The organism is Erwinia aphidicola (genome assembly GCF_024169515.1).
In the GTDB taxonomy this organism is placed as follows: Bacteria; Pseudomonadota; Gammaproteobacteria; order Enterobacterales; family Enterobacteriaceae; genus Erwinia; species Erwinia aphidicola.
Genome location: NZ_JAMKCQ010000001.1, coordinates 4,316,959 through 4,342,000, shown reverse-complemented (window position 1 = coordinate 4,342,000; position 25,042 = coordinate 4,316,959). Strand labels below are relative to the sequence as shown.

22 protein-coding genes, 2 tRNA genes and 1 other RNA gene are annotated in these 25,042 nt (G+C 54.2%); 13 read left to right on the top strand and 12 right to left on the bottom strand.

Annotation, left to right across the window (positions count from 1 at the left end; genetic code table 11):
- Nucleotides 1-124: 124 nt before the first annotated feature.
- Nucleotides 125-234: antisense sRNA RprA (gene rprA, locus J2Y91_RS20335), an RNA gene on the bottom strand.
- Between the two features lie 264 nt (nucleotides 235-498).
- Entirely contained in the window at nucleotides 499-1,623 is a 1,125-nt protein-coding gene (ydiK, locus tag J2Y91_RS20330) for an AI-2E family transporter YdiK (protein ID WP_133623510.1), read from the bottom strand.
- Nucleotides 1,624-1,873: 250 nt separating this feature from the next.
- Between ydiK and ydiJ the strand changes: the two genes are divergently transcribed.
- Together ydiJ and J2Y91_RS20320 are read left to right on the top strand one after the other, a co-directional pair.
- Nucleotides 1,874-4,933, top strand: coding sequence for a D-2-hydroxyglutarate dehydrogenase YdiJ (ydiJ, locus tag J2Y91_RS20325; protein ID WP_133623511.1), 3,060 nt, complete (start codon nucleotides 1,874-1,876; stop codon nucleotides 4,931-4,933).
- On the top strand, nucleotides 4,933-5,352 hold the full coding sequence (locus J2Y91_RS20320; protein WP_133623512.1) for a hotdog fold thioesterase: 420 nt from the start codon (nucleotides 4,933-4,935) through the stop codon (nucleotides 5,350-5,352). The genes ydiJ and J2Y91_RS20320 overlap by 1 nt, the downstream gene beginning before the upstream one ends.
- 57 nt (nucleotides 5,353-5,409) lie before the next feature.
- Here the strand turns inward: J2Y91_RS20320 and J2Y91_RS20315 are convergent, their stop codons facing one another.
- Entirely contained in the window at nucleotides 5,410-5,814 is a 405-nt protein-coding gene (locus J2Y91_RS20315; protein ID WP_048916176.1) for a hypothetical protein, read from the bottom strand.
- 390 nt (nucleotides 5,815-6,204) lie between these two features.
- Between J2Y91_RS20315 and sufA the strand changes: the two genes are divergently transcribed.
- The 7 genes from sufA to J2Y91_RS20280 all read left to right on the top strand — a co-directional run bounded on the left by sufA (nucleotide 6,205) and on the right by J2Y91_RS20280 (nucleotide 13,058).
- Nucleotides 6,205-6,579: a Fe-S cluster assembly scaffold SufA gene (gene sufA, locus J2Y91_RS20310; RefSeq protein ID WP_048916175.1), complete on the top strand. Its 375-nt coding sequence runs from the start codon at nucleotides 6,205-6,207 to the stop codon at nucleotides 6,577-6,579.
- 5 nt (nucleotides 6,580-6,584) lie between these two features.
- Nucleotides 6,585-8,078 (top strand): Fe-S cluster assembly protein SufB, encoded by a 1,494-nt coding sequence (sufB, locus tag J2Y91_RS20305; protein ID WP_048916174.1) that lies wholly within the window; start codon nucleotides 6,585-6,587, stop codon nucleotides 8,076-8,078.
- Nucleotides 8,079-8,258: 180 nt separating this feature from the next.
- Entirely contained in the window at nucleotides 8,259-9,005 is a 747-nt protein-coding gene (gene sufC / locus J2Y91_RS20300) for a Fe-S cluster assembly ATPase SufC (RefSeq protein WP_048916173.1), read from the top strand.
- Complete coding sequence (gene sufD, locus J2Y91_RS20295) at nucleotides 8,980-10,260, top strand: Fe-S cluster assembly protein SufD (protein WP_133623513.1); 1,281 nt, start codon at nucleotides 8,980-8,982, stop codon at nucleotides 10,258-10,260. The genes sufC and sufD overlap by 26 nt, the downstream gene beginning before the upstream one ends.
- On the top strand, nucleotides 10,257-11,477 hold the full coding sequence (sufS, locus tag J2Y91_RS20290) for a cysteine desulfurase SufS (protein WP_133623514.1): 1,221 nt from the start codon (nucleotides 10,257-10,259) through the stop codon (nucleotides 11,475-11,477). The genes sufD and sufS overlap by 4 nt, the downstream gene beginning before the upstream one ends.
- Before the next feature lie 67 nt (nucleotides 11,478-11,544).
- On the top strand, nucleotides 11,545-11,967 hold the full coding sequence (sufE, locus tag J2Y91_RS20285; protein ID WP_048916170.1) for a cysteine desulfuration protein SufE: 423 nt from the start codon (nucleotides 11,545-11,547) through the stop codon (nucleotides 11,965-11,967).
- Nucleotides 11,968-12,035: 68 nt separating this feature from the next.
- Nucleotides 12,036-13,058, top strand: coding sequence for a L,D-transpeptidase family protein (locus J2Y91_RS20280; RefSeq protein WP_133623515.1), 1,023 nt, complete (start codon nucleotides 12,036-12,038; stop codon nucleotides 13,056-13,058).
- A gap of 119 nt (nucleotides 13,059-13,177) precedes the next feature.
- Here J2Y91_RS20280 and J2Y91_RS20275 read toward each other — a convergent pair whose 3' ends face one another.
- The 5 genes from J2Y91_RS20275 to mdtK form a co-directional block, all read right to left on the bottom strand.
- Nucleotides 13,178-13,414, bottom strand: coding sequence for a major outer membrane lipoprotein (locus J2Y91_RS20275; protein WP_016169824.1), 237 nt, complete (start codon nucleotides 13,412-13,414; stop codon nucleotides 13,178-13,180).
- Nucleotides 13,415-13,719: 305 nt separating this feature from the next.
- Entirely contained in the window at nucleotides 13,720-15,132 is a 1,413-nt protein-coding gene (pykF, locus tag J2Y91_RS20270; RefSeq protein ID WP_048916168.1) for a pyruvate kinase PykF, read from the bottom strand.
- Between the two features lie 392 nt (nucleotides 15,133-15,524).
- Nucleotides 15,525-15,601 (bottom strand) — tRNA-Val (locus J2Y91_RS20265).
- Between the two features lie 146 nt (nucleotides 15,602-15,747).
- Nucleotides 15,748-15,824 (bottom strand) — tRNA-Val (locus J2Y91_RS20260).
- Between the two features lie 148 nt (nucleotides 15,825-15,972).
- Nucleotides 15,973-17,346: an MdtK family multidrug efflux MATE transporter gene (gene mdtK / locus J2Y91_RS20255; protein ID WP_133623516.1), complete on the bottom strand. Its 1,374-nt coding sequence runs from the start codon at nucleotides 17,344-17,346 to the stop codon at nucleotides 15,973-15,975.
- Nucleotides 17,347-17,579: 233 nt separating this feature from the next.
- Here mdtK and J2Y91_RS20250 point away from each other — a divergent pair, with 233 nt between their 5' ends.
- Nucleotides 17,580-18,236: a riboflavin synthase gene (locus J2Y91_RS20250; RefSeq protein ID WP_048916166.1), complete on the top strand. Its 657-nt coding sequence runs from the start codon at nucleotides 17,580-17,582 to the stop codon at nucleotides 18,234-18,236.
- Nucleotides 18,237-18,277: 41 nt separating this feature from the next.
- Here the strand turns inward: J2Y91_RS20250 and cfa are convergent, their stop codons facing one another.
- Together cfa and punC are read right to left on the bottom strand one after the other, a co-directional pair.
- Nucleotides 18,278-19,426, bottom strand: coding sequence for a cyclopropane fatty acyl phospholipid synthase (cfa, locus tag J2Y91_RS20245; protein ID WP_133623518.1), 1,149 nt, complete (start codon nucleotides 19,424-19,426; stop codon nucleotides 18,278-18,280).
- A gap of 332 nt (nucleotides 19,427-19,758) precedes the next feature.
- Nucleotides 19,759-20,952, bottom strand: a complete 1,194-nt coding sequence (gene punC / locus J2Y91_RS20240) for a purine nucleoside transporter PunC (protein WP_048916164.1) — start codon at nucleotides 20,950-20,952, stop codon at nucleotides 19,759-19,761.
- Between the two features lie 113 nt (nucleotides 20,953-21,065).
- On the opposite strand from punC, the gene punR reads away from it, so the two are divergent.
- A complete protein-coding gene (gene punR / locus J2Y91_RS20235; protein ID WP_253539275.1) occupies nucleotides 21,066-21,983 on the top strand; it encodes a DNA-binding transcriptional activator PunR in 918 nt (305 codons plus the stop codon).
- Nucleotides 21,984-22,007: 24 nt separating this feature from the next.
- On the opposite strand, the gene purR is transcribed toward punR, so the two are convergent.
- A complete protein-coding gene (purR, locus tag J2Y91_RS20230) occupies nucleotides 22,008-23,033 on the bottom strand; it encodes an HTH-type transcriptional repressor PurR (protein WP_048916162.1) in 1,026 nt (341 codons plus the stop codon).
- Nucleotides 23,034-23,327: 294 nt separating this feature from the next.
- Between purR and cydH the strand changes: the two genes are divergently transcribed.
- Entirely contained in the window at nucleotides 23,328-23,417 is a 90-nt protein-coding gene (gene cydH / locus J2Y91_RS20225; RefSeq protein WP_099754901.1) for a cytochrome bd-I oxidase subunit CydH, read from the top strand.
- 42 nt (nucleotides 23,418-23,459) lie between these two features.
- Here cydH and J2Y91_RS20220 read toward each other — a convergent pair whose 3' ends face one another.
- On the bottom strand, nucleotides 23,460-24,308 hold the full coding sequence (locus J2Y91_RS20220) for a C40 family peptidase (RefSeq protein ID WP_133623519.1): 849 nt from the start codon (nucleotides 24,306-24,308) through the stop codon (nucleotides 23,460-23,462).
- A gap of 370 nt (nucleotides 24,309-24,678) precedes the next feature.
- Between J2Y91_RS20220 and J2Y91_RS20215 the strand changes: the two genes are divergently transcribed.
- Nucleotides 24,679-25,017 carry a Grx4 family monothiol glutaredoxin gene (locus J2Y91_RS20215; RefSeq protein WP_048916159.1) on the top strand — a complete coding sequence of 113 codons (339 nt, stop codon included), beginning with the start codon at nucleotides 24,679-24,681 and terminating at the stop codon, nucleotides 25,015-25,017.
- The last annotated feature ends 25 nt before the right edge of the window (nucleotides 25,018-25,042 follow it).

Below are 25,042 nucleotides of genomic sequence, written 5' to 3'. Positions count from 1 at the left end.
GCGGTCAGCGCGCTGCAATAATCACTCGCTGGTCGACCAAAAAACGGTCGACCACGACATAAGTTGTGCGAACACCTTACGGCTGACCACTCTCTGGTCAGCCTTTTTTTATCTCAAATTTTAGCCAAAAAAAAGCCCATCACAGGGGATGGGCAAAGACTACACACAGCAATTCTGTACTTCACTCAGGGGGAAATGCTTTGTTTAAAAATCAGTGGGTTGATCTCAAACTTGTTATCCATACTATGCAACCGCGTTCCTGGAGTCTTTAAGAATCCTCTTATTAGTTTAAAAGTGATAATCTTTTAACTCGGATTGCCCATCATAGCGCTGAAAAAGATGGGCAAAATATGAGCAATATAGGTTAAGTCGTGTTTAAAAGGCTAAAAAAGGGGGTTTAGAGATAAATATCGTTAATGGAATTCTTAATTCACGGCAGGTAAGTATTCTGATCGCTAATGATTGCGGCCGGGACTACCGACCGCAGAATTGACAAAATTATGGTTTTGACTGGTGCGTCTCGGCTTCCATTTCGGCCAGCTCTTCCACCACGGCCAGCGCGTCCTCTTCTGGAGGGGGCGACTCATGCACCCAGACGGATACCAGGCGGTATGAGACCGCCAGCACCACTGGCCCGATGAATAATCCTATCATGCCAAACGCCACCAGCCCGCCAATAACCCCCGAGAGTATCAGGATCATCGGCAAATCGGCCCCCATGCGGATCAGCATCGGGCGCAGAACATTGTCCAGTGTTCCTACCACGCAGCTCCAGATCAGCAGCACGGTGCCCCAGGTGGTATCGCCACTCCAGTAAAGCCAGACGATCGCCGGGACCAGCACAATCAAGGGACCGAGCTGTACCAGGCAGGAGAGAATCATCAGCACCGTCAAAATGGCCGCATAAGGAATTCCGGAGATCGCCAGCCCAATGCCGCCCAGCACGCCCTGCACCAGCGCGGTCACCACCACACCGAGCGCGACGGCGCGGATCGCCTGACCGGCCAGCAGCACCGCCGCATCGCCGCGACGTGACGCCAGGCGGAAAGCGAAGTGGCGAATGCCGTGACCGACCTGTTCACCACGCCAGTAAAGCAGCACGCTAAACAGCAGCATCAGACCGATGTGCAGCATAAAGCGACCAAAATGCCCGGCCTGGGCAAAGAAAAAGCCGGTAGTGCGGCCAATATAAGGCTGAACCTGAGTGATAATGGCGCTGCCGCCACCGGCCACCAGCTTGTGCCAGGCGGAATAGAGCTTTCTGCCGACCAGTGGGATCTCACGCAGCCAGTGTAAATCGGGCATTTGCAGCTTGCCGGAGGTCAGCCACGCCAGCAGGGGGCCGCCGTTCTCTACCAGGCTGTTAACCAACATGGCGATGGGAATAATAAACACCAGGATAAGCAGAATGGTCATGGCTAACACGGCCAGCGCGCGGCGGCCCCACAGCAGGCCCTGAATTTTGATCATCAGGGGCCAGGTGGCGATCACCACCATGCTGGCCCAGGCAAAGCCGAGAATAAATGGCTGTACGACCCAAAAGCACGCGACGATCATGATGCTGATAAACAGCAACGAGAAAATGATCTGCGGTAAATCCCAGCCTGTTTGCGCGTTTTTCATTGACGAAAAGTGACCTCAAGTAAAAAGAACAATGATGCGATATCTCTCTAAAATCAGTGCCAGCAAAGCGGTTACGCTGAGCCTGACTGCTTAAGCATGATGTATTAAATGATTTTGTGACAGAGACAACAGGTTATTCTTTTGCCTCATTTTTTGAAATAACGGCAGGTGATAAAAAAATGTGATAAAACGGATAACTGCGCCATTTGAGCAACGCAAACGATTCACACAACTTTTTGGTCACCCGATAATGATCCCACAGATTTCCCAGGCACCCGGCCTCGTTCAAACGGTGCTGAATTTTTTGGATGCGTTAAAGCAGCACGGATTTACCGGCGATACGGCCACCAGCTATGCCGATCGGCTGATTATGTCCACCGACAACAGCATCTATCAGCTGCTGCCTGATGCTGTCCTCTTTCCCCGCTCCAGCGCCGATGTGGCCTTGATTGCCCGCCTGGCAGCTGATGAGAAATACCGTACCCTGAGCTTTACCCCGCGCGGTGGCGGCACTGGCACCAACGGGCAGTCGTTAAATCAGGGTATCGTGGTCGACATGTCGCGGCATATGAAGAATATTCTCGAGATCAATGTCGAACAGGGCTGGGTAAGAGTTGAAGCTGGCGTGATAAAAGATCAGCTCAATGCCTACCTTAAACCGTTTGGCTATTTCTTCTCCCCTGAGCTGTCGACCAGCAACCGCGCCACGCTGGGCGGTATGATTAACACCGATGCCTCCGGGCAAGGTTCGCTGGTTTACGGTAAAACCTCAGACCATGTGCTGGGGCTGAAAGCCGTGCTGCTGGGCGGTGAGGTGCTGGACACCCGCGCGATGCCGGTGAGCGAGGCTGAAGTGCTGGCGCAGCAGCCGGGTGCCGAGGGTAATATTTACCGCGTGGTGCTGGATCGCTGCCGTCAGCAGCGCCAGCTGATTATCGATAAATTTCCCAAGCTGAACCGCTTCCTGACGGGTTACGATCTGCGCCACGTGCTGAGCGACGATCTGCAAAACATCGATCTGACGCGCATTCTGTGCGGTGCGGAAGGGACGCTGGCCTTTATTACCGAAGCGAAGCTCGATATCACCCCGATCCCGAAAGTGCGGCGGCTGGTCAATATTAAGTATGACTCCTTCGACTCCGCGCTGCGCAATGCCCCCTTTATGGTGGAAGCGAAAGCGCTGTCGGTAGAAACCGTCGACTCGAAAGTCCTGAATCTGGCGCGTGAAGATATCGTCTGGCACTCGGTTAGCGAATTGATTACCGACGTCCCGGATAAAGAGATGCTCGGACTGAATATGGTCGAGTTCGCAGGGAATGATAAGCCGCTGATTGATGGCCAGGTTGAGGCGCTGTGCGCCCGGCTTGATACGCTGATGGCGACGCGTGAGGGCGGCGTGATTGGCTATCAGCTGTGTGATGACGTCTCCGGCATTGAGCGCATCTACGGCATGCGTAAAAAGGCGGTCGGGCTATTGGGTAACGCCAAAGGCCGCGCCAAGCCAATCCCGTTTGTTGAAGATACCTGCGTGCCGCCGCACAACCTGGCGGACTATATTGTGGAGTTCCGGGCGCTGCTCGATGGGCACAATCTCAGCTATGGCATGTTTGGCCATGTCGATGCCGGGGTGCTGCACGTGCGCCCGGCGCTGGATATGTGTGACCCGCAGCAGGAGATGCTGATGAAGCAGATCTCCGACGAAGTGGTGGCGTTGACGGCTCGCTATGGCGGCCTGCTGTGGGGGGAGCATGGGAAAGGCTTCCGTGCGGAGTACAGCCCCTCCTTCTTCGGCCCGCAGCTGTATGAAGAGCTGCGCCGTATTAAAGCGGCGTTCGATCCCGCTAATCGTCTCAATCCGGGTAAAATCTGTGCGCCGCTGGGGGTGGATGATCCAATGCTGAAGGTCGATGCCGTGAAGCGGGGTACTTACGATCGCCAGATCCCGATTAACGTGCGCAGCGACTGGCGCGGCGCGATGGAGTGTAATGGCAACGGACTGTGCTTTAACTTCGACGTGACAAGCCCGATGTGCCCGTCGATGAAGATCACCGCCAACCGTATGCACTCGCCGAAGGGGCGCGCGACGCTGACGCGTGAATGGCTGCGCCTGCTGGCGGAGCAGGGTGTGGATCCGCTGCTGCTGGAGAAACAGCTGCCGGAGCAGGGCGTCAGCCTGCGCGGGATGATCCAGCGCACGCGCAATAGCTGGCAGGCAAAACGCGGGCAGTATGACTTTTCGCACGAGGTGAAAGAGGCGATGTCAGGCTGCCTGGCGTGTAAAGCCTGCTCGACTCAGTGCCCGATCAAAATCGACGTGCCGGGCTTCCGCTCGCGCTTTCTGCAGCTCTACCACACTCGCTACCTGCGTCCGGCCAGTGACTATCTGGTGGCCACGGTAGAAAGCTATGCGCCGCTGATGGCGAAAGCGCCTAAAACCTTTAACTTCTTCCTGCGTCAGCCGTGGGTGAAATCGCTGAGCAAGCGTCATATCGGTATGGTCGATCTTCCGCTGCTCTCTTCGCCGACGCTCAAGCAGCAGCTGGCCGGGCACCGTGCGCTGAGCACCACGCTGGAAAGCCTGGAGCAGATGAGCCCGGCGCAGCGCGCGCAGCAGGTACTGGTGGTACAGGATCCCTTTACCAGTTACTACGAAGCGCAGCTGGTGGCTGATTTTGTCCAGCTGATTGAAAAGCTCGGCTACCGCGCCGTGGTGCTGCCGTTCTCACCCAACGGTAAAGCGCAGCATATCAAAGGCTTCCTGCAGCAGTTTGCGCGCACCGCAGAGAAAACCGCAGACTTCCTGAATCGGGTGGCACGCCTTGAGTTGCCAATGGTGGGTGTCGATCCGGCACTGGTGCTGTGCTATCGCGATGAGTACCACCAGGTGCTGGGCGATAAGCGCGGCGAGTTCCAGGTTCAGCTGGTGCATGAGTGGCTACATAACGCGCTGCCTGAAGTGAACAGCACGGTGCAAGCGGCGCAGGGTGAAGCGTGGTATCTGTTTGGCCACTGCACCGAAGTGACCGCCTTGCCGGGATCGGTAAAGCAGTGGGAAAACATCTTCGCCCGCTTTGGTGCCCGGCTGGAAAATGTCAGCGTCGGCTGCTGCGGTATGGCCGGAACCTACGGCCACGAATCGAAAAATCTGCAGAACTCGCTGGGGATTTATGAGCTATCCTGGCAGCAGGCGATGCAAAAACTGCCGCGCCAGCGCTGTCTGGCGACCGGCTACTCGTGCCGCAGCCAGGTTAAGCGCATTGAAGGTAGCGGTGTGCGCCACCCTCTGCAGGCTTTACTGGAGATCATCTGATGGCAATCTGGAAACGCGCAGCCACGCTTGAGCAGCTTAATCAGCGCAGCCAGGGAACAATGGTGGCGCATATCGGCATCTGTTTCACCGCGCTGAATGAAGAGAGTATCGAGGCGCTGATGCCGGTGGATAGTCGAACCCGTCAGCCGTTCGGGCTGTTGCACGGCGGTGCTTCGGTGGTGCTGGCGGAGACGCTAGGCTCAATGGCGGGCTATCTGTGTACTGAAGGTGAGCAACAGGTGGTTGGCCTGGAGGTCAACGCTAACCACCTGCGCTCCGCACGTGACGGTGAGGTGCGCGGAATTTGTCGAGCGGTGCATATTGGTCGCCGCCATCAGGTCTGGCAAATCGAGATTTTCGACGTTAGCGACAGATTATGCTGTACTTCTCGCTTAACCACGGCAGTAATCACGCCATAACCCCGCTTTTTGCGGGGTTTTTCCTATCGGCTGCACACGGTATACTGGTTTACAGAATCACATAATCCATGAAGCGTGCTTGACGAATTCGCTTTGCAGCAGGGTTGCTTTATCCCATTCGCCGTTCAGCGCCAGCTGATGACACAGGCGGCTCAGGGAGTGACGCGCCAGCTGCCAGGCCTGCATCCGATAGAGCCGTTCGCGTGTCGTGTCGCTTAATTCAATAACCAGCCGTTGATGAAGTTTGCCCATTGCGTGCAGATAACTTTGATCGTCGCCGTTGAGTTGACAGAGTTCGGCCATGTCCAGACAGGTATCGTTGAACTTGCGCAGCTGTTCTATGGTGCACTCCGGGCGGTTTAATTTAGCCTGCGCCATGTAGAAATCGACGGTGATATCACGTACGGAAAATTTGTACTGATCAATTTTATGTTGCAGCCATGCACTCATCGACAGATTCATTGCTGGTTCCAGTCGCGCTAATGATAATCATTATCATATTATAACTGCGACATTATTCAATCACTGTGAGCGAATTTTTATCGATTAATGCCGCCTCTCAGAAAAATCGGTGATAACGATAAGCGGGGCGTTCAAAAGGGTTAAAATAGTTCTTATTAAGAACCAACAGGTGATAACAAAATATAAACATCTTATTTTCAATCGCTTATCTTTCGCAGGGTTCGGCTCGTGAGGTAGATCGCATTCTGTTTTTCAGGGTCTAAACTTATAAAACAGCCTCTAAAAAGCATCTTTGGCCTTTATCCCTGCAAAACAAGAGGTTGAAGTGATTCAGGTTATCACTAACATAGGGGCACTAGCCCGAAGGGCTATCGTATCGCGAGGTAAATTATGCAATCAGCAAATCCTGCCACTTTTTCTCCAGATGACTTTATCTGGAAAGGACTGACGCTAACAGACAGCGCAGCCAAACAAATCATTAACCTGACTGCCGGTGACCCTGAAATCAAGGGACTGAAGCTGGGTGTGAAGACCTCGGGCTGTGCCGGTTTCGGCTACACCATGGATATGGTGAAAGAGTCAGCGGCGGATGATCTGGTGTTCAGCCATAACGGCGCGGCGTTGATCGTGCCCCTGCAGGCGATGCCCTATATCGACGGCACGGAAGTTGATTTCGTGCGCGAAGGCCTGAACCAGATTTTCAAATTTAATAACCCTAAAGCTCAACACGCCTGCGGCTGTGGTGAGAGCTTTGGCGTTGAGTGAATACTATGTCTCGTAATACTGACGCATCTGATGATGTACAGGTTTGGGAAGGCGGCCAGCAGAAGTACAAAGAGGGCTTCTTTACCCAACTGCAAACCGAAGAGTTCGAGCACGGCATCAATGAAGATGTGGTGCGCGCCATCTCGGCCAAACGTAATGAACCTGAGTGGATGCTGGAATTCCGCCTGAAGGCATTTGCTGCCTGGCTGGAGATGGAAGAGCCACACTGGCTGAAAGCCAACTACAAAAAGCTGGATTATCAGGATTACAGCTATTACTCCGCGCCGTCCTGCGGCAACTGCGATGATAGCTGCGCCTCTGAGCCAGGGGCTACCCAGGCCTCACCCGGTGATGCGCCCAATTATCTGACGCAGGAAGTGGAAGACGCCTTTAAGCAGCTCGGTGTGCCGGTGCGTGAAGGGCAGGAAGTGGCGGTTGATGCCATCTTCGACTCCGTTTCTGTCTCGACCACCTACCGCGACAAGCTGGCGAAAGAGGGGATTATCTTCTGCTCGTTCGGCGAAGCGATTCACGATCATCCTGAACTGGTGCAGCAGTACCTCGGCACCGTGGTTCCGGCCAATGACAACTTCTTTGCCGCGCTGAACTCGGCGGTCGCCTCTGACGGCACCTTCGTTTATATCCCGAAAGGCGTGCGCTGCCCGATGGAACTGTCGACCTATTTCCGCATCAATGCGGCGAAAACCGGCCAGTTCGAACGTACCATTCTGATTGCCGATGAAGGTAGCTATGTCAGCTATATCGAAGGCTGTTCCGCACCGGTGCGCGACACCTATCAGCTGCATGCCGCAGTGGTAGAGGTCATTATCCATAAAGATGCTGAAGTGAAATATTCCACCGTGCAGAACTGGTTTTCCGGCGGCGATTCTGAAGGCGGTATCCTCAACTTTGTGACCAAGCGTGCGCTGTGTGAAGGCGAAAACAGCAAAATGTCCTGGACGCAGTCGGAAACCGGTTCAGCCATCACCTGGAAATACCCGAGCGTGATCCTGCGCGGTGATAACTCTATCGGTGAGTTCTTCTCCGTGGCGCTGACCAGCGGCCGCCAGCAGGCGGATACCGGCACCAAAATGATCCACATCGGTAAAAATACTAAATCGACCATCATCTCGAAAGGGATCTCGGCTGGAACCAGCCAGAATACCTATCGCGGCCTGGTGAAGATCATGCCGACGGCGACCAACGCCCGTAACTTCACCCAGTGCGACTCAATGCTGATTGGCGCTGAATGCGGAGCGCATACCTTCCCTTATGTGGAGGTGCGCAATAACACCGCGCAGCTGGAGCATGAAGCGACGACTTCACGCATCGGCGAAGACCAGCTGTTCTACTGCCTGCAGCGCGGGATCAGCGAAGACGATGCGATTTCGATGATTGTTAACGGCTTCTGCAAGGATGTCTTCTCGGAGCTGCCGCTGGAGTTTGCGGTGGAAGCGCAGAAACTGTTGGCGATCAGCCTGGAACACAGCGTGGGCTAACCCTGCGCGCACAAGAACTCTACCCTAAATTATTGGAGTTGCAGCAAGGCGGCCAGTGCGTGAATCTCCGGGAGCTTACTGATGTAAGTGACCGGGGTGAGCACACGCAGCCAACGCCGATGCAGCTTCAAGAATGAAGGGTATATCAACAGTGCTGGAAAGCACTGCGAAGGAAACCTTATGTTAAGCATCAAAGATTTACAGGTCAGCGTTGAAGACAAAGCTATCCTGCGTGGGTTGAATCTTGAAATCAAACCTGGGGAAGTGCACGCCATCATGGGGCCGAACGGCTCAGGGAAAAGCACGCTTTCTGCCACGCTGGCAGGACGTGAAGATTATGAAGTGACCGGCGGTTCCGTCGAGTTCAAAGGCAAAGACCTGCTGGAGCTAGACCCGGAAGAGCGCGCCGGTGAAGGCATCTTTATGGCCTTCCAGTACCCGGTTGAAATTCCAGGCGTCAGCAACCAGTTCTTCCTGCAAACCTCGGTAAACGCGGTGCGTAAATACCGCGAGCAGGAAGCGCTGGACCGTTTTGACTTCCAGGACTTTATCGAAGAGAAAATCCACCTGCTGAAAATGCCTGAAGATCTGCTGACCCGTTCGGTCAATGTGGGCTTCTCCGGCGGTGAGAAAAAGCGCAACGACATTCTGCAGATGGCGGCGCTGGAGCCGGATCTGTGCATTCTGGATGAAACTGACTCCGGTCTGGACATCGATGCTCTGAAAATTGTCTCCAACGGCGTCAACAGCCTGCGCGACGGCAAGCGCTCATTTATTATCGTCACCCACTACCAGCGTATTCTTGACTACATTAAGCCTGATTTCGTCCACGTGCTGTACCAGGGCAAGATCGTTAAATCAGGGGATTTCTCACTGGTGAAACAGTTGGAGGAGCAAGGCTATGGCTGGCTTACCGACGAAGAGTGAAAACGCGCTGCAACAGTGGCATCACCTGTTTGAAACGCGCGGTGAAAACCGCTCAATGCAGGCACAACAGCACTGGCAGCAGCTGCTGCGCCTAGGCCTGCCAACGCGTAAGCAGGAAAACTGGAAATACACGCCGCTGGATCAACTGCTGGACCACCACTTCGTGCTGCCAAAACCCGCCGTGCTGACTGCGGATGTGGTCGACGCTCAGGCGCTGGCGATTGATGCCGTGCGCCTGGTGTTTGTCGATGGCCGCTTCGCCCCTGAGCTGAGTGATGCCGAGTTTGATCTGTTTGATATTCAGGTGACTCAGGCTGCGGAGCGTCGTGAACTCGACGCACCTATCCAGCCTGAAGTGTTCCTGCATCTGACCGAGAGCCTGGCTGAAGAGGTGACCACCATTCATCTGGCGCGTGGCAAAGCTGCTGCCCGTCCGCTCTACCTGCTGCATATCAGCAGCGGCAGCGCGCAAGGTGAGATGAACACTTCGCACTATCGCCACCATTTGCAGCTGGATGAAGCGGCTGAAGCGACGGTGATTGAGCACTACCTCAGCCTGAACGCCAGCACCCACTTCACCGGGGCGCGTTTTACCGCCAACGTGGGCAATAACGCGGCGCTGACGCACTACAATCTGTGCTTTGAAGATCAGAGCAGCTACCACTTCTCACACAACGATCTGACCCTGGGTCGTGATGTGCGCGTGCAGAGCCACAGCTTCCTGTTGGGTGCCGGTCTGACCCGTCACAACACCAGCAGCAAACTGGAAGGCGAGGGCAGCGATCTGGTAATTAACAGCCTGATGCTGCCGCTGGATAAAGAAGTGTGCGACAGCCGCACCTATCTTGAGCACAACAAAGGGTATTGTCAGAGCCGTCAGCTGCACAAAACTATCGTGCGTGACCGTGCGCGTGCCGTATTCAACGGTCATATCAAAGTAGCGAAGTACGCGCTGAAGACCGACGGGCAGATGAGCAACAATAACCTGCTGTTAGGTCGTCTGGCGGAAGTGGACACCAAACCGCAGCTGGAAATCTACGCGGATGACGTGAAGTGCGGCCACGGCGCGACCATTGGTCGTATCGACGAAGAGCAGATGTTCTATCTGCGCTCGCGCGGTATCGACGAAGCCGCAGCGCAGCGCATGATCATTTACGCCTTTGCCGCTGAGCTGACCGAAGCCATCAATGATGAAACGCTGAAAGAGGCTGTGATGCAGCGCATTGCACAGCGTTTTCCTGGAGGCCTGCAATGAGTTTTGACCTGGCCCGTGTGCGGGCGGCATTCCCGTTACTGACGCGCGAGGTCAACGGGCAACCGCTGGCCTATCTCGACAGTGCCGCCAGCGCGCAGAAGCCGCAGGTCGTCATTGACGCCGAAAGTCGTTTCTACGAGCACGGCTATGCCGCTGTGCATCGTGGTATCCATACGCTGAGCGCGGAAGCGACCACCGAGATGGAAAACGTGCGCGTACAGGCAGCACAGTTTCTCAACGCTGCCTCAGCGGAAGAGATTGTGTTTGTTAAAGGCACCACCGAAGCGATTAATCTGGTCGCCAGCAGCTGGGGCGGCAGTCAGCTGCAGCCAGGCGACAACATCATCATCACGGAGATGGAGCATCACGCCAACATCGTACCGTGGCAGATGGTGGCTGAGCGTACCGGCGCGGAAGTGCGTTTTATCCCGCTGACCGCCAATGGCGAGCTGGACGTTGCGCAGCTGCCTGCGCTGATGGACAGCCGTACGCGCATGCTGGCCGTGACTCACGTCTCCAACGTGTTGGGCACTGAAAACCCGGTAAAAGCGCTGGTGGCTCAGGCCAGGGCGGCGGGTGTTGCGACTCTGATCGACGGCGCACAGGCGGTTATGCATCAGCAGGTCGACGTGCAGGATCTGGACTGTGATTTCTATGTCTTCTCCGGGCATAAAATTTACGGCCCGACCGGTATTGGTATTCTGTATGGCCGCAAAGCCCTGCTGGACCAGATGCCACCGTGGGAAGGGGGCGGATCGATGATCGCCACCGTCAGCCTGACGAAAGGCACCACTTATGCCGCCGCGCCGTGGCGCTTCGAAGCTGGCTCACCGAACACCGGCGCTATCATTGGTCTGGGTGCTGCGCTGAAGTGGGTGAGTGAACTGGGGCTGGAGGTCATTGCCGAGCGCGAGCAGCAGCTGATGCACTATGCCCTGGAAAAACTGGCCACGGTGCCGGATCTGGTGATCTATGGTCCACGGCAGCGTTCCGGCGTCATTGCCTTTAACCTCGGCAAGCATCACGCTTTTGACGTTGGCAGCTTCCTCGATCAGTACGGCATCGCTATTCGTACCGGCCACCACTGCGCCATGCCGCTGATGCAACACTATCAGGTGCCGGCAATGTGTCGCGCCTCGTTTGTGCTGTATAATAGCGAAGATGAGGTCGACCGTCTGGTCGCAGGTTTAATACGTATTCACCGTTTGCTGGGTTAAGTTTCAACCCGCACCGACCCGCAGGGGCGAGGCATGCCTCGCCCCTGCGTTTTTAAGTGAGGAAGCAATGGCAACTCTGCCAGATAAAGACAAGCTGGTGCGCAACTTTAACCGCTGCGCCAACCAGGAAGAAAAGTATCTCTACATCATTGAATTAGGCGCACGCCTGCCAGAATCGTCTGATTCCCTGCAGCAGCCGGAAAATATCGTGCCCGGCTGTCAGAGCCAGGTGTGGATAGTGGTTGATACCGATGCAAGTGGCTGTGTGCGCCTGCAGGGCGACAGCGATGCCGCGCTGGTTAAGGGCCTCATTGCTATCGTTTTTGCTCTCTATCAGAAGATGACGCCGCAGGAGATTGTCGACTTCGACGTGCGCCCGTGGTTCGCCGATCTCTCCCTGACGCAGCAGCTCACCCCATCCCGCTCGCAGGGGCTGGAAGCCATGATTCGTGCCATACGTCAGAAAGCGCTGATTTTAACTCAGGGCTGAGTTGCTACACTACCCGGTAAGCACCCCACGAACGGGGTGCTCTCTCCACCTATAACCGGGAAACGCGCATGAAACCTCTGTCTCGCTTTGCTGCAGCTTTTACGCTCACCTTTCTTGCCGGGGCGCACAACGCCAGCGCAACTGAATACCCTTTACCCCCTGCCGACAGCCGCCTGATTGGTGAGAACACCACTTACGTCGTCCCCAACGACGGCCAGCCGCTGGAAGCCGTGGCGGCGAAATATAAAATCGGGCTGCTCGGCATGCTGGAAGCCAACCCGGGTACCGACCCGTGGCTACCCAAAGCGGGCAGCGAACTGACCATCCCTACCCAGATGCTGCTGCCGGACACTAAGCGTGAAGGCATTGTGGTAAACGTCGCGGAACTGCGCCTCTACTATTACCCGAAAGATGAAAACCGCGTGATCGTCTATCCGATCGGTATCGGTCAGCTGGGGGCGAACACGCCGGCGATGGTCACCAGCATCAGCCAGAAAATCCCCAATCCGACCTGGACACCCACGCCAAACATCCGTAAGCGCTACGCGGCCGAAGGCAAGAGCCTGCCGGTGACCGTGCCTGCCGGGCCGGATAATCCAATGGGGCTGTATGCGCTGCGTCTGGCCTACGGCCAGCAGCACTACCTGATCCACGGCACCAACGCTGATTTTGGCATCGGGATGCGCGTCAGCTCCGGCTGCATCCGCCTGCGGCCAGACGATATTGAGGCGCTGTTTAATAGCGTCCCGAAAGGTACGCGCGTGCAGATTATCAACCAGCCGGTGAAATATGCGGTGGAACCGGACGGCAAACGCTATCTGGAGGTGCATCAGCCGTTGTCGCACAGCGAAAAAGACGATCCGCAAACCATGCCGATTGCGCTAACCGCAGCGGCGAAGAAGTTCATGCAGGATCCTGACGGTGACAGGGCAATGATCAAAGCTGCCATGACGCGTCGCTCAGGTATGCCGGTGCTGGTCAACAAAGGGGAGAAAGCCGGAACGGAGGATACTGTGCCTGCTGTAGCGCAGCAGACGCCTTCTGCTACGTCCTCCAGTGCACCTGCGACTGTGTCTCAGGTCGGGGAATAAAGCGCTCAGCGTGGCTGAGATTGCGTTTAGCAGCAGGGGCTGGAAGCAAGCCGTGGAAGGCCCCGAAACGCAGGCAAAAAAAATGGCGCACTAAGTGCGCCATTTTTAAACCAGAACTCTTACTTACGGTAAGAGTGAGCCTGGTTGTCCAGACGCTGGTTAGCGCGTGCTGCGTCATCTTTAGCAGCCTGAACGTCAGAACGGATTGCGTTCACGTCGTTGCTCAGCTGGTCAACTTTAGCGTTCAGAGTCTGAACGTCGGTAGACAGCTGGTCGATTTTAGCGTTGCTTGAGCAACCAGCCAGCAGAGTTGAACCCAGGATTACCGCGCCCAGTACCAGTTTAGTACGATTCATTATTAATACCCTCTAGATTAAGTTAATCTCCATGTAGCGTTACAAGTATTACACAAAGTATTTTCTAATGAGAATAATTTTTTGATGAGAACGTGCTTAAATTTGATCGTTCGCTCAAAGAAGCATCTTCTTTTGGCGTTTTGGCAAAAAACGCCGCGAAAACAGGCAATTTTAATCGGACTGCTCTTAGATTTAGCGGTGATTAAATCGTTAATTTCGATTGGAGACTTTGTGAAATTAGCCTACGCAAGTTGTAAAAAAAGCGCCACTCAGGGCGCTTTTTTAATGCAAGTCGTAAATTTATATTACAGAACGTGCACGGACGCAGTGTTAGTGGTTCCGCTTGGCACCAGGGCACCAGAAACCATGACCACCACTTCGCCTTTCAGCGCATAGCCGCTGGCGATAGCGGCTTCTTTCCCGAGGCGGTAGAAATCGTCTGTTGAGGCAATTTCGTTCACCACAGAAGTGACAATGCCTTTGCTCAGCAGCAGCTGACGGGCAGTCTGAGGGTTAGTCGTCAGCGCCAGGATAGTCGCATTCGGGAAGTATTTACGAATGGATTTCGCTGACTTGCCGCCTTCTGTCGCCACGACAATCAGCGGTGACTCGAGTTTCTCTGCGGTTTCAACGGCACCACGGCAAACCGCTTCAGTGATGCGCATTTTGCGGTTGTCGTGCTGAGAGTCGATACGGCTCTTCATCACGCGGTCAGTACGCTCGCAGATGGTCGCCATGATAGTGACGGACTCCAGCGGGTATTTCCCTTTGGCGCTCTCACCAGACAGCATTACGGCGTCAGTGCCGTCGAGAATGGCGTTCGCCACGTCGCCCGCTTCAGCGCGGGTAGGGCGTGGGTTCTTGATCATCGAATCGAGCATCTGGGTCGCGGTGATCACCACTTTACGAGCACGATTACATTTTTTGATCATCATCTTCTGCGCGAAGATCACTTCTTCAACCGGGATCTCAACGCCGAGGTCACCGCGGGCCACCATGATGCCGTCAGAAGCATCAAGGATCTCGTCGAAGTTGTTCAGGCCTTCCTGGTTTTCGATTTTGGAGATGATCTGAATGTGCTCGCCGCCGTGGGCTTTCAGGTGCTCACGGATTTCGATCACGTCTGAACGCTTACGGATAAAGGAGGCAGCGACGAAGTCGACACCCTGCTCGCAGCCGAAGATCAGGTCACGCTTATCTTTTTCAGCCAGCGCTGGCAGCTGAATTGAAACGCCCGGCAGGTTAACGCCTTTGTTTTCGCCCAGGTCGCCATTGTTCAGCACTTTACACACGACGGTGCTTTCGGTGACTTCTGTCACTTCCATACCGATCAGACCATCGTCCACCAGCACGGTGTTACCGATTTTCAGGTCGGCAGCAAAGCCCGGATAGGTTACTGCAACGGTATTGGTGTTACCAATAACAGACTGGTCGGTGGTGAAGGTGAAGGTCTGGCCCGCTTTCAGGGAAGCGTCATTGCCGCCTTCCAGTTTCATGGTGCGGATTTCAGGGCCCTTGGTGTCTAACAGAATAGCGGCCTGATGACCGCTTTTGCTCATAACATTACGCAGGTTGGTAATGCGCTGACCATGCTCTTCATAATTCCCGTGGGAAAAGTTCAGACGCATCACGTTCATGCCGGCATCAAGCAGATTAGTCAGCATCTCTTCAGATTCGGTTTTTGGACCGATAGTACAAACGATCTTAGTCTTTTTCATGACGATTTATCTATTAAGTTGTGATGGATGATAAAGAGGGATCCCGGCGGTGTTTCCACCGGAAGAGAAATTTGGCGCTTCAGGCGAACGGCAATACTGAGTAAGGATAGGTGACAGAATTAAAGCGTGCAGGGTAAGTTGAGACGCGGTTTCGGCGCAGGCGCAGCAGGACGTTGCGCAACAGGTACTTGTTATAAAATGAGGGGCAACCATACGCTGAAACCATTCAAGTGAAACAACGTTCCGTATTATAGTCGCTAAGTGTGCGAAAACCAATTAAAAAGCGTTAAATCCGCTGACAGGATGATACGCATCAATTTCGTTGCGCAAACGGTCACTGGTCAGGAATTTGGTGGTTGTTTTGCAGGTGTACTAAAGAGGGGAGGAGAAATTGGTGCGTTCTAGAGGACTCGAACCTCCGACCCCCACCATGTCAAGGTGGTGCTCTAACCAACTGAGCTAAGAACGCAAATCGCTTCATCTTTCGCACTATAGCTTTGTTAGCTGCCTTTGCTCACCGCAGTCACATACTGGAGTATGCTCCTGTGGATTCGCGCAGTTGCTGCCGCGCTCTAGTACGAAATATTCGCCCTTTGAGGCAAATATTAAAGATAGTGGTGCGTCTGAATGGACTCGAACCATCGACCCCCACCATGTCAAGGTGGTGCTCTAACCAACTGAGCTACAGACGCACTGTGCTGTCTGGGTGACAGCGGGGACGAATATTAACGGCACTGCGCACGCCTGGCAAGGAGAAAAAAGGTTTTTTCCTGCTGATTGCTGCGCATCTGTGCGAAGCGCAGCAATTTTAACCATTCAGGCGCGAAATATGCCTAAAAATTAGCGCGCTGCGCGTCGCAGAATGCGCTCAGCAGGTTGACTCTGCATACGCAAGATGCGCCAAATCATCAGCACCGCCGAGGAGGTCAGACCGATAATAAAGCCGGTCCAGAATCCGGCAGGACCCATCGCGGGCACCACCAGGTCGGTCATCGCCAGAATGTAACCACTCGGCAGGCCGAGGATCCAATAAGCGGTGAAGGTGATAAAGAAGATAGCGCGTGTATCTTTATATCCGCGCAGAATACCGCTACCGATCACCTGAATAGAGTCCGAGAACTGATACACCGCGGCGAGGAACATCAGCTGCGCCGCCAGCGTGACCACTTCCGGGTTATCGGTATATAGCAGGGCGATCTGTTCGCGGAAGGTGACGGTAAACAGCGCGGTCAGGCAGGCCATGCCAATTCCCACCGCCTGGCCGGTCCAGGCTGCCACGCGCGCCTGCTCTACAGAGCCCTGACCCAGTTTGAAACCAATACGGATGGTGGTTGCTGCGGCCAGCGACAGCGGCAGTACAAACATCAGGGAACTGAAGTTCAGCGCGATCTGGTGCCCGGCGACTTTAACAATCCCCATCGGCGAGACCAGCAGGGCGACCACGGCGAACAGGGTGACCTCAAAGAACAGCGCCAGCGCCACGGGCAGGCCAAGGCCAGCCAGGCGGCGGAGCACTTTCCAGTCGGGGCCGGTGTGGCTGACAGGCTTGCGAATATCACGCATTGACTTAGCGCGGTTCACCCACGCCTTCATGGCAATAAACATCACCCAGTAAACGGAAGCCGTGGCAACGCCGCAGCCGACGCCGCCCAGGGCGGGCATGCCGAAATGACCATAGATAAAGATGTAGTTAACCGGAATGTTCACCAGCAGGCCGAGGAAGCCCATCACCATACCCGGCTTGGTTTTGGACAGACCTTCACACTGATTACGCGCGACCTGGAAAAACAGATAGCCGGGAGCGCCCCACAATAAAGCATGCAGGTAACCAATCGCCTTTTCGGCGAGCACAGGATCAACGTTGTGCATCGCACCAATCAAATAACCGGCGTTATACAGCACCAGCATGATCAGCACCGACACCATCCCGGCCAGCCAGTAGCCCTGGCGCACCTGATGGCCAATACGATCGCGGCGGCCAGAGCCATTCAGCTGTGCGATAACCGGCGTTAGCGACAGCAGCAGGCCGTGACCAAAGAGTATTGAGGGTAACCAGATTGAGGTTCCCACGGCAACGGCGGCCATATCCGTGGCGCTGACGGCACCGGCCATTACTGTATCAACGAAGCCCATGGCGGTTTGCGCAACCTGCGCAAGGATCACCGGAATAGCCAGGGCCAATAACTGACGCGCCTCTGAGAGGTACTTCTGCACGCATACACCTTTTATATTATCGGGAGGGGAACCACTGCTGATGAAAAAGTCGACACATTTTTGCAATGTCAGTAGAGCAGGTGGTCCAGTTTAATGTTGATAGTAGAAATAGCCAATCTTATGCATAAAAAATAGCTCTTTGTGTCACGCAATTGTGCGGGAGTTTATTTGGCTTTGCTACGATGCCAGGGCAAACTAAGCGCAGAGAAAACACATTGATTGAGGCAACAGTTATGTTTACCGGTATTGTGCAGGGCACCGCAGAGGTGCTGGCAATTGAAGAGAAACCCAATTTTCGTACCCATGTGATTAAAATGCCGGAGGCATTGTTGCCGGGGCTGGAGCTGGGTGCATCGGTTTCCCATAACGGCTGCTGCCTGACGGTGACCGACGTTGATGGCGATCGTGTTAGCTTTGATCTGGTCAAAGAAACCCTGCGCATCACTAACCTCGGCGATCTGCAGGTGGGTGATACGGTGAACGTTGAGCGCGCGGCGAAATTCAGCGATGAAATCGGCGGTCATCTGATGTCGGGCCATATTATGACGACGGCGGAAATCAGTAAAATTCTCACCTCAGAGAATAATCGTGAAATCTGGTTTAAACCGCAGGATGCCAGCCAGATGAAATACATTCTGCATAAAGGCTTTATTGGCATTGACGGTATTAGTCTGACCGTGGGCGAAGTCACGCGCACCAAATTCTGCGTGCATCTTATCCCGGAAACGCTGGCGCGCACCACGCTGGGCAACAAGCGTCTGGGCCATAAGGTCAATATTGAGATCGACCCCCATACGCAGGCGATTGTTGAAACCGTAGAACGTGTTCTGGCACAGCGCGAGGCCGCGCTGCTGGCTGCGGCAGTAGCTGAACAGCAGGAAGAGATTTAAAACCATTATAAAGGGCGACTGATTGTCGCCCTTAGACACTTTTAGCGTGCTACGCGTAATCCGCCTTCCGCTCCGTGGGTAAATACCACCTGCCAAAGCTGAATATCCCTGGCGCGAAACGCTCCGGCACAGCAGTTAAGGTAGTAGGTAAACATCCGTTTAAAGCGCTCACCGTATTTTTCCGCCAGTTCCGGCCATGCTGCGAGGAATCGCTGATACCACGCCATCAGCGTAAGATCGTAATCCGCCCCGATATTATGCCAGTCTTCCATAACGAAGTGAGGCTCGCTGGCTTGTGCAATATGCAGCACCGACGGCAGGCACCCGTTGGGGAAGATATATTTATTGATCCAGGCATCGACATTGTCGTTGGTGCGATTTGCACCGATGGTATGCAGCAGGAACAAACCGTCAGGTTTTAAATTACGATCCACGACTTCAAAATAGGTGGCGTAATTTTTGGGGCCAACGTGTTCAAACATCCCTACCGAAACAATGCGGTCAAACTGTTGGTTCAGATCGCGATAATCCTGCAGCAAAATAGTGACGTCCAGCCCCTCACAGCGCTGTTGAGCCAGCTTCTGCTGCTCGGCTGAAATCGTCACGCCGAACACCTTTACCCCAAAGTTGCGCGCGGCGTATTCAGCCAGGCCTCCCCAGCCACAGCCGATGTCCAGCAGCGACATACCCGGTTCGAGCTGGAGCTTTTCGCAAATCATCTGCAGCTTAGCCTGCTGTGCCTGTTCCAGCGTTTCCGCTTCTTTCCAGTAACCGCAGGAGTATTGCATGAAGGGGTCCAGCATGCGGGTGAACAGATCGTTCCCCAAATCATAATGCTCTTTACCCACTATCCATGCCCGCTTACGCGATTGCAGATTGGTCAGACGTGCGGCGGCGACACGCAAAGTATCGCGAAAATGATGAGGAAGTTGTTGATCGAGGTGAGCTTTCAAAACGCGCTGGAAAAAGATATCCAGCCTTTCACATTCCCACCAGCCATCCATGTAGCTTTCGCCCAGCCCCAGCGATCCTTCCTGCATCACGCGCTTGAAGAACTCAGGGTTGAGGACCCGGATGTCCCAGGGATGGGAACCGTTAATTTGAATGTCTGCTTTGCTTAACATTTCCTGGACGATTCGATACCACTGGTTGTCCCCCAGGCTCACTTCTTCTATACACGATGAACTCATAGCTTCTCCATCACCCTGTGTGATTGAAACCTGAGAAATAGAATAGTCAATTTCTACAGATCTGTGAGAGAACGCACGGCAAAAACCGTGGCCTGATATCCGACGTAAAAAAAGAGGATTGATTTGAAACCTGTAGAGGCCGTAACGAATGTCACGCGGAAGAACATCATGACAGCCTTGTCAGGATCTCAATAGTAGGAAAGCGCCGTAGGCGTTCCCCGCTTAAAATGTTGTTAACTTATTATTTTATGGTGCCTCACGGAGTATATGCTCACGTGAGGCAATATTCAATTCATTATTGTTAGGGTGCTAACTAAATGATTTGCTACCACTTAGCCCTGTTGGGAGGCATTTTCCCACTGGCGTTTTTTATCAGCGGAGCGTTGTAAAATATAGCCGAAAATTGCCAGTAAAATAGTCAGCAACATCACTAACGCGGTGGTGTGAAGTGCCGTCTCAATCCAGGTCGATACCGCCAGGCTAGCAAGGAAGCACAAACCCAGCTGCAACATATTCTGTAATGCTGCTGCTTTGCCGGTTGCCTGCGGGAAGGGCAGCAGGGCATTAGAGACAACAATCGGATAAATCGCACCGTTAGCCATCGCCATGCCGCAGAACGGCAGCAGCAGCGCAAACAGAGAAGGTTCGGCCTGCTGAGCAACTAGATAAAGCCCGGCAATACTCAGACTGTAAAACGCCAGCAGCCAGGGCAACAGCTGACGGCCGGCAAAGTGATTCAGCAGTGAACGACAGCTAAACCCACCGATCAGGAAGGCGGCAGTTTGCGGCACATAGCTCAGACCGATATCCGCGGGTGACAGGCCTAATTTTCCCAGAATAAACGGTGAGCCGGTCAGCCACGCAAAAAAACTCGCTGAACAGGCGGCATAAATCGCCACATTGCCGCTGTAAATGGGCGACTTCAGCAGAGTGAAGAAGCCCGGAGTGACGGTTTTAGGTGCGCGATGGTCGGTTACAGGGCGTGCAGGCAGGCGCAGGGTGGGGATGATCAAACCGATGCTAATCACCAGCAGCGCAACGAAGATCGATCGCCAGGAAAAGTGCTGCAGCAGCCACGCCCCCAGCAGCGGCGCCAGCGCGGGCGAAAGAGCAACCAGCGGCATGATAGTGGCAAAAACGCGATTGGCACGCGCTCCACTGTAGCGGTCTACCACCAGTGCCTGCCAGCTTACCGCCGCAGCACAGACGCCAACGGCCTGAACAAAGCGCATCGCCAGCAGCCATGGGGCAGAGTTCACCCACAGCATTGCCGCGCAGCCAATGGCAAACAGGCTCAGGCCCATCAGCAGCACGGGTTTACGGCCGATGCGATCGGAGAGTGGCCCCCAGATAAGCTGTGCGCAGGCGAAACCGGCGAGAAATATACTCAAGCTGGCGCTGATGGCACCCGCTTCACTGCCCAGGTCTTGCTGCATCACGCCAAATGCGGGCAGGTACATATCGGTAGCAAGGAAACCCAGCATGCTGAGCAGTGCCAGGTAAATCATAAAGCCTTTAGATCGCATTGTTTTAACTCTTATCAGACAAATTTTTCACCGACGCAGTTTAATAGAGTGCCGACTGGCTTGTGAAACGCTAATATTCGTCAGTCGCGTTGAAAAAAATTGAAGGCAAAGCTATGTGGTCTGAACATTCTCTGGAAGTTATTGATGCGGTTGCCAGAACCGGCAGTTTTACCGCTGCTGCGGCAGAACTGCATCGTGTGCCCTCTGCCGTCAGCTATACCGTACGTCAGATGGAGGAGTGGCTAGCCGTTAGCCTGTTTGAGAGGCGGCACCGCGACGTGGTGCTGACCGAAGCCGGGCGTGTATTCAGCGAAGAGGGCAGAGTTGTCATCAAAAAAATGCTCGCCACGCGTCGGCGCTGTCAACAGGTGGCTAACGGCTGGCGTGGGCAGATTAATATCGCGGTCGATCGTATTGTCCGTCCGGCGCGTACCCGGCAGCTGGTGGTGGATTTTTACCGCCACTTCCCGGATATGGAGCTGCATATTACGCCAGAGGTTTTCAACGGCGTTTGGGATGCGCTGGCGGACGGGCGCGTCGACGTGGCGATTGGCGCGACGCAGGCTATTCCTGTCGGCGGGCGTTTTGCTTTTCGCGATATGGGCAGTTTGAACTGGCGCTGTGTCGTGCTGGCCGGGCATCCGCTGCTTGGCCACAGCAGCCCGTTGAATGAAGAGTTGATACGCGAGTGGCCATCGCTGGTGCTGGAGGATACCTCCAGAGCCTTGCCAAAGCGCACCACCTGGACGCTGAATAACCAGCGGCGGCTGGTGGTGCCGGACTGGGATAGCGCGTTTGACTGCCTGCGCGCCGGATTATGCGTGGGTATGGTACCAGGGCACTTTGCTCAGCCGTGGTTGGAGCAGGGGGTGTTGTACGAGCTGCCGCTTGCCGCCCCTTTTCCCGATAGCCCGTGCTGCCTGAGTTGGTCAGAGCAGAGCGTCTCCCCGGCGTTAAGCTGGCTGCTGGAACATCTGGGCAGTACCGAAACGCTTAACGCCGAGTGGCTAAGTGAAACCGTACCAGGGTGACGTTGCGCAACATCACCCTGAGGATTAACGACGGTAATCGCGGAATGGGCCATCGGCCACTGAACGGCGCTCAATCAGCGAAGGGTGCACCTCAATGGTCTGAGGCTCTTCACGCTTGCTGGTAATTCTGTCGAGCAGCATATCAAAGGCAGTTTCACCCAGACGCTCTTTTGGCTGGTGGACGGTGGTAAGCGCCGGCGTGAAGTAGCGCGCGTTGCGCACGTTGTCATAACCGATCACCGAAATATCCTGCGGCACACGCAGGCCCATCTCATCAGCGGCACAGATGGCCCCCATTGCCATGATATCGCCACCGCAGAAGATCGCCGTCGGGCGCTGCTTCTGTGACAAAATCTGCTGCATGGCGCGGTAACCGGATTCCGGTTCGAAGTCACCCTGCACCAGCCACTCATCGCGCAGGCTGATGCCGGCTTCGTTAAGAGCCTTGATAAAGCCAGCATGGCGGCCGCCGCCGGTGTTGCGCTCCAGCTGCCCCGGGATCGCGCCAATATCACGATGCCCACGTTCAATCAGATAGCGCCCGGCAAGGTAGCCACCTTCGAAAGCGTTATCCAGTACGGTATCAGTGAAGTCGCCGCGCGATTCACCCCAGTCCATCACCACCATGGGGATATTACGATTGTCTTCCAGCATGGAAATCAGCTCATCGGGGTATTCTGAGCACATCACCAACAGGCCATCAACGCGCTTTTGCGCCATCATCGACAGATAAGCCTGCTGCTTCTGGATGTCGTTGTGCGCATTGCCGAGGATCAGCGTATAACCTTTAGCAAAGCAACGGTTTTCAATGGCTTCGATAATCTCGGCAAAATAGGGGGCTTCGCTGGACGTTGCCAGCAGGCCAATAGTTTTGGTGTGGTTAACCTTCAGACTACGTGCAACGGCGCTGGGAGAATAGTGCAATTCTTTGATTGCCGTCCATACCGCTTCACGCGTCTCTTCAGCTACAAAGCGCGTTTTATTGATTACATGGGAAACGGTGGTGGTGGAAACACCGGCGCGCTTTGCCACATCCTTAATTGTTGCCATTAAACTCGTACTCCTGGCGTTATCGTAACACTCTGATAACTAATTGGTTAAACGTTTGCCTAAACACCGCCATTTCTGGCCGCCCAGAATAATGATGGATGCTGTCTCAAAGGGTCAGGATGGGGTTAAATCGTCCGTAGAGTGACATGCGGTGCTGAGTAAAATCACTTCCGTGCTTGTTGCGCAACGGAAAAGAGGAATTCTAGCAAGGCTGCGCAAAGAAAACGAGATTTTTACGGGCTACTGTGGGAAAATCTATTGGCTTACTTTAAACAGGGTTATTAAGGGGGGGAAATGAATACCGATATGAAAATGACACTGCTGACGGTTGTGGGTTCACTGCTGATGATTATTGCGTTTAGCATCACGGCAGTAATGCACTAAGTTTCACCGGGAGGAGGTCGCTCCTCCCGTTCTCTTTAGCGTTTAACGAATGGTTTTCGGTGTCATCATGCGCCGGGCACCAATGTAGTGCTCCTGCCAGTAGTCTTCCGTCAGCGCGCTCACCTGGATATCTTTGCCGGTGCGTGGTGACTGGATAAATTTCCCACCGCCCAGATAGACGCCCACATGGTCGGCAGTGCCGCGACCATTAATGCGGAAAAATACCAAATCGCCTTTTTCCAACTCATCGCGTTTGATCGAGGCCGCGTCACGCAGGTGATACATTTCATTCGCGGTACGTGGGATCTTAAACTTCACTAAATCTTTATAGGCATACCAAACCAGCCCACTGCAGTCGAAGCCGGTTTTTGGCGAGGTTCCGCCCCACTGGTAGGGTTTCCCTAGCTGACCCATCAGTTTATTCATCGCTGTCTCACGAGCTTTCTGATAGCGCGCGCGGTGAGCTTTACTCAGCTTGAGCGGCGCATCGGTACTCTCTGCTACGCGCGATTCGAGTTTTTTATCTGCACGCTGGCGACCGTAGCGTTTTTTACCTTCGTTCTTAGCCAGCTTTTTAGCCGTGGTTTTGGTTTTTGCGACGTTAATCTTTTTTACCGGCTCAGCAGCGGGTTTCTTTTTCAGCTTAAGTTTTTGCGCAACGGTTGTACGCGTGGTTTTGGCTGGTTGTTTGCTCTTTTTGCTGAGGGGTTCTTTGACTTTTTTGGTTGAGGCGGCTTTAACCGGGCGGCGTTTACGCCGGTCATCCTTACTGGCAGCGCTGCTATCAACTTTATGTTGATTTGCATTAATAGGAGCATGTGGCGATGCGTGCGCCAGGTTCAAAAATAGCTGAGCAAAGGCCAGCAGAATGAGTGTGATGAGTGAACGCATTGTTCTCATTAACAGTTTGTGCGCTGCAAAACACTGCAACACAGCCAGAAAAAGTGATTTCTGCGCTAAAGCAGAAGGTTGGACCGATTCTAATCTAACTTCTTAACAAAAGGTAAGGTCTTTTTTGTTTCAATAATACAGATCAAGTAAACGCTTTGAAATTGAGCACAATCAGGTGGTTAAGTCAGCGGTTACTGCACTTTCGCGCATGACAGAGGGAGAATTGATGATAAGAAAATGTTATTTTGTCACCATCACCTGTTCCACGACAGCGCACAGGCTGACGCTGTTGCTGAAAATGTCATTTTCATCGCCTGGACAGAATCGCTACAATAACTAAACACGAAGTATCGTATTGAGGAAGGCATTTATGAGTACTGTTGAAAAAATTCAGCGCCAGATCGCAGAAAACCCGATCCTGCTGTATATGAAAGGCTCCCCGAAACTGCCAAGCTGCGGCTTCTCCGCGCAGGCTGTTCAGGCGCTTTCAGCCTGCGGCGAGCGTTTCGCCTATGTTGATATTCTGCTGAACCCGGACATCCGTGCTGAAATGCCGAAGTATGCCAACTGGCCGACCTTCCCACAGCTGTGGGTTGACGGTGAGCTGGTCGGCGGCTGCGATATCATCATTGAAATGTACCAGCGCGGCGAACTGCAGAGTCTGATTAAAGAAACTGCGGCAAAGTATCCGAGCGAAGCGTCTGAATAAGCGTTAAAGCTTGAGAGTGCACCCA

Excerpts from the sequence above, each read along its gene's own strand:
- ydiK (WP_133623510.1), bottom strand. The coding sequence starts at position 1,623 with ATGAAAAACGCGCAAACAGGCTGGGATTTACCGCAGATCATTTTCTCG.
- ydiJ (WP_133623511.1), top strand. The coding sequence starts at position 1,874 with ATGATCCCACAGATTTCCCAGGCACCCGGCCTCGTTCAAACGGTGCTG.
- J2Y91_RS20320 (WP_133623512.1), top strand. The coding sequence starts at position 4,933 with ATGGCAATCTGGAAACGCGCAGCCACGCTTGAGCAGCTTAATCAGCGC.
- J2Y91_RS20315 (WP_048916176.1), bottom strand. The coding sequence starts at position 5,814 with ATGAATCTGTCGATGAGTGCATGGCTGCAACATAAAATTGATCAGTAC.
- sufA (WP_048916175.1), top strand. The coding sequence starts at position 6,205 with ATGCAATCAGCAAATCCTGCCACTTTTTCTCCAGATGACTTTATCTGG.
- sufB (WP_048916174.1), top strand. The coding sequence starts at position 6,585 with ATGTCTCGTAATACTGACGCATCTGATGATGTACAGGTTTGGGAAGGC.
- sufC (WP_048916173.1), top strand. The coding sequence starts at position 8,259 with ATGTTAAGCATCAAAGATTTACAGGTCAGCGTTGAAGACAAAGCTATC.
- sufD (WP_133623513.1), top strand. The coding sequence starts at position 8,980 with ATGGCTGGCTTACCGACGAAGAGTGAAAACGCGCTGCAACAGTGGCAT.
- sufS (WP_133623514.1), top strand. The coding sequence starts at position 10,257 with ATGAGTTTTGACCTGGCCCGTGTGCGGGCGGCATTCCCGTTACTGACG.
- sufE (WP_048916170.1), top strand. The coding sequence starts at position 11,545 with ATGGCAACTCTGCCAGATAAAGACAAGCTGGTGCGCAACTTTAACCGC.
- J2Y91_RS20280 (WP_133623515.1), top strand. The coding sequence starts at position 12,036 with ATGAAACCTCTGTCTCGCTTTGCTGCAGCTTTTACGCTCACCTTTCTT.
- J2Y91_RS20275 (WP_016169824.1), bottom strand. The coding sequence starts at position 13,414 with ATGAATCGTACTAAACTGGTACTGGGCGCGGTAATCCTGGGTTCAACT.
- pykF (WP_048916168.1), bottom strand. The coding sequence starts at position 15,132 with ATGAAAAAGACTAAGATCGTTTGTACTATCGGTCCAAAAACCGAATCT.
- J2Y91_RS20250 (WP_048916166.1), top strand. The coding sequence starts at position 17,580 with ATGTTTACCGGTATTGTGCAGGGCACCGCAGAGGTGCTGGCAATTGAA.
- cfa (WP_133623518.1), bottom strand. The coding sequence starts at position 19,426 with ATGAGTTCATCGTGTATAGAAGAAGTGAGCCTGGGGGACAACCAGTGG.
- punC (WP_048916164.1), bottom strand. The coding sequence starts at position 20,952 with ATGCGATCTAAAGGCTTTATGATTTACCTGGCACTGCTCAGCATGCTG.
- punR (WP_253539275.1), top strand. The coding sequence starts at position 21,066 with ATGTGGTCTGAACATTCTCTGGAAGTTATTGATGCGGTTGCCAGAACC.
- purR (WP_048916162.1), bottom strand. The coding sequence starts at position 23,033 with ATGGCAACAATTAAGGATGTGGCAAAGCGCGCCGGTGTTTCCACCACC.
- cydH (WP_099754901.1), top strand. The coding sequence starts at position 23,328 with ATGAATACCGATATGAAAATGACACTGCTGACGGTTGTGGGTTCACTG.
- J2Y91_RS20220 (WP_133623519.1), bottom strand. The coding sequence starts at position 24,308 with ATGCGTTCACTCATCACACTCATTCTGCTGGCCTTTGCTCAGCTATTT.
- J2Y91_RS20215 (WP_048916159.1), top strand. The coding sequence starts at position 24,679 with ATGAGTACTGTTGAAAAAATTCAGCGCCAGATCGCAGAAAACCCGATC.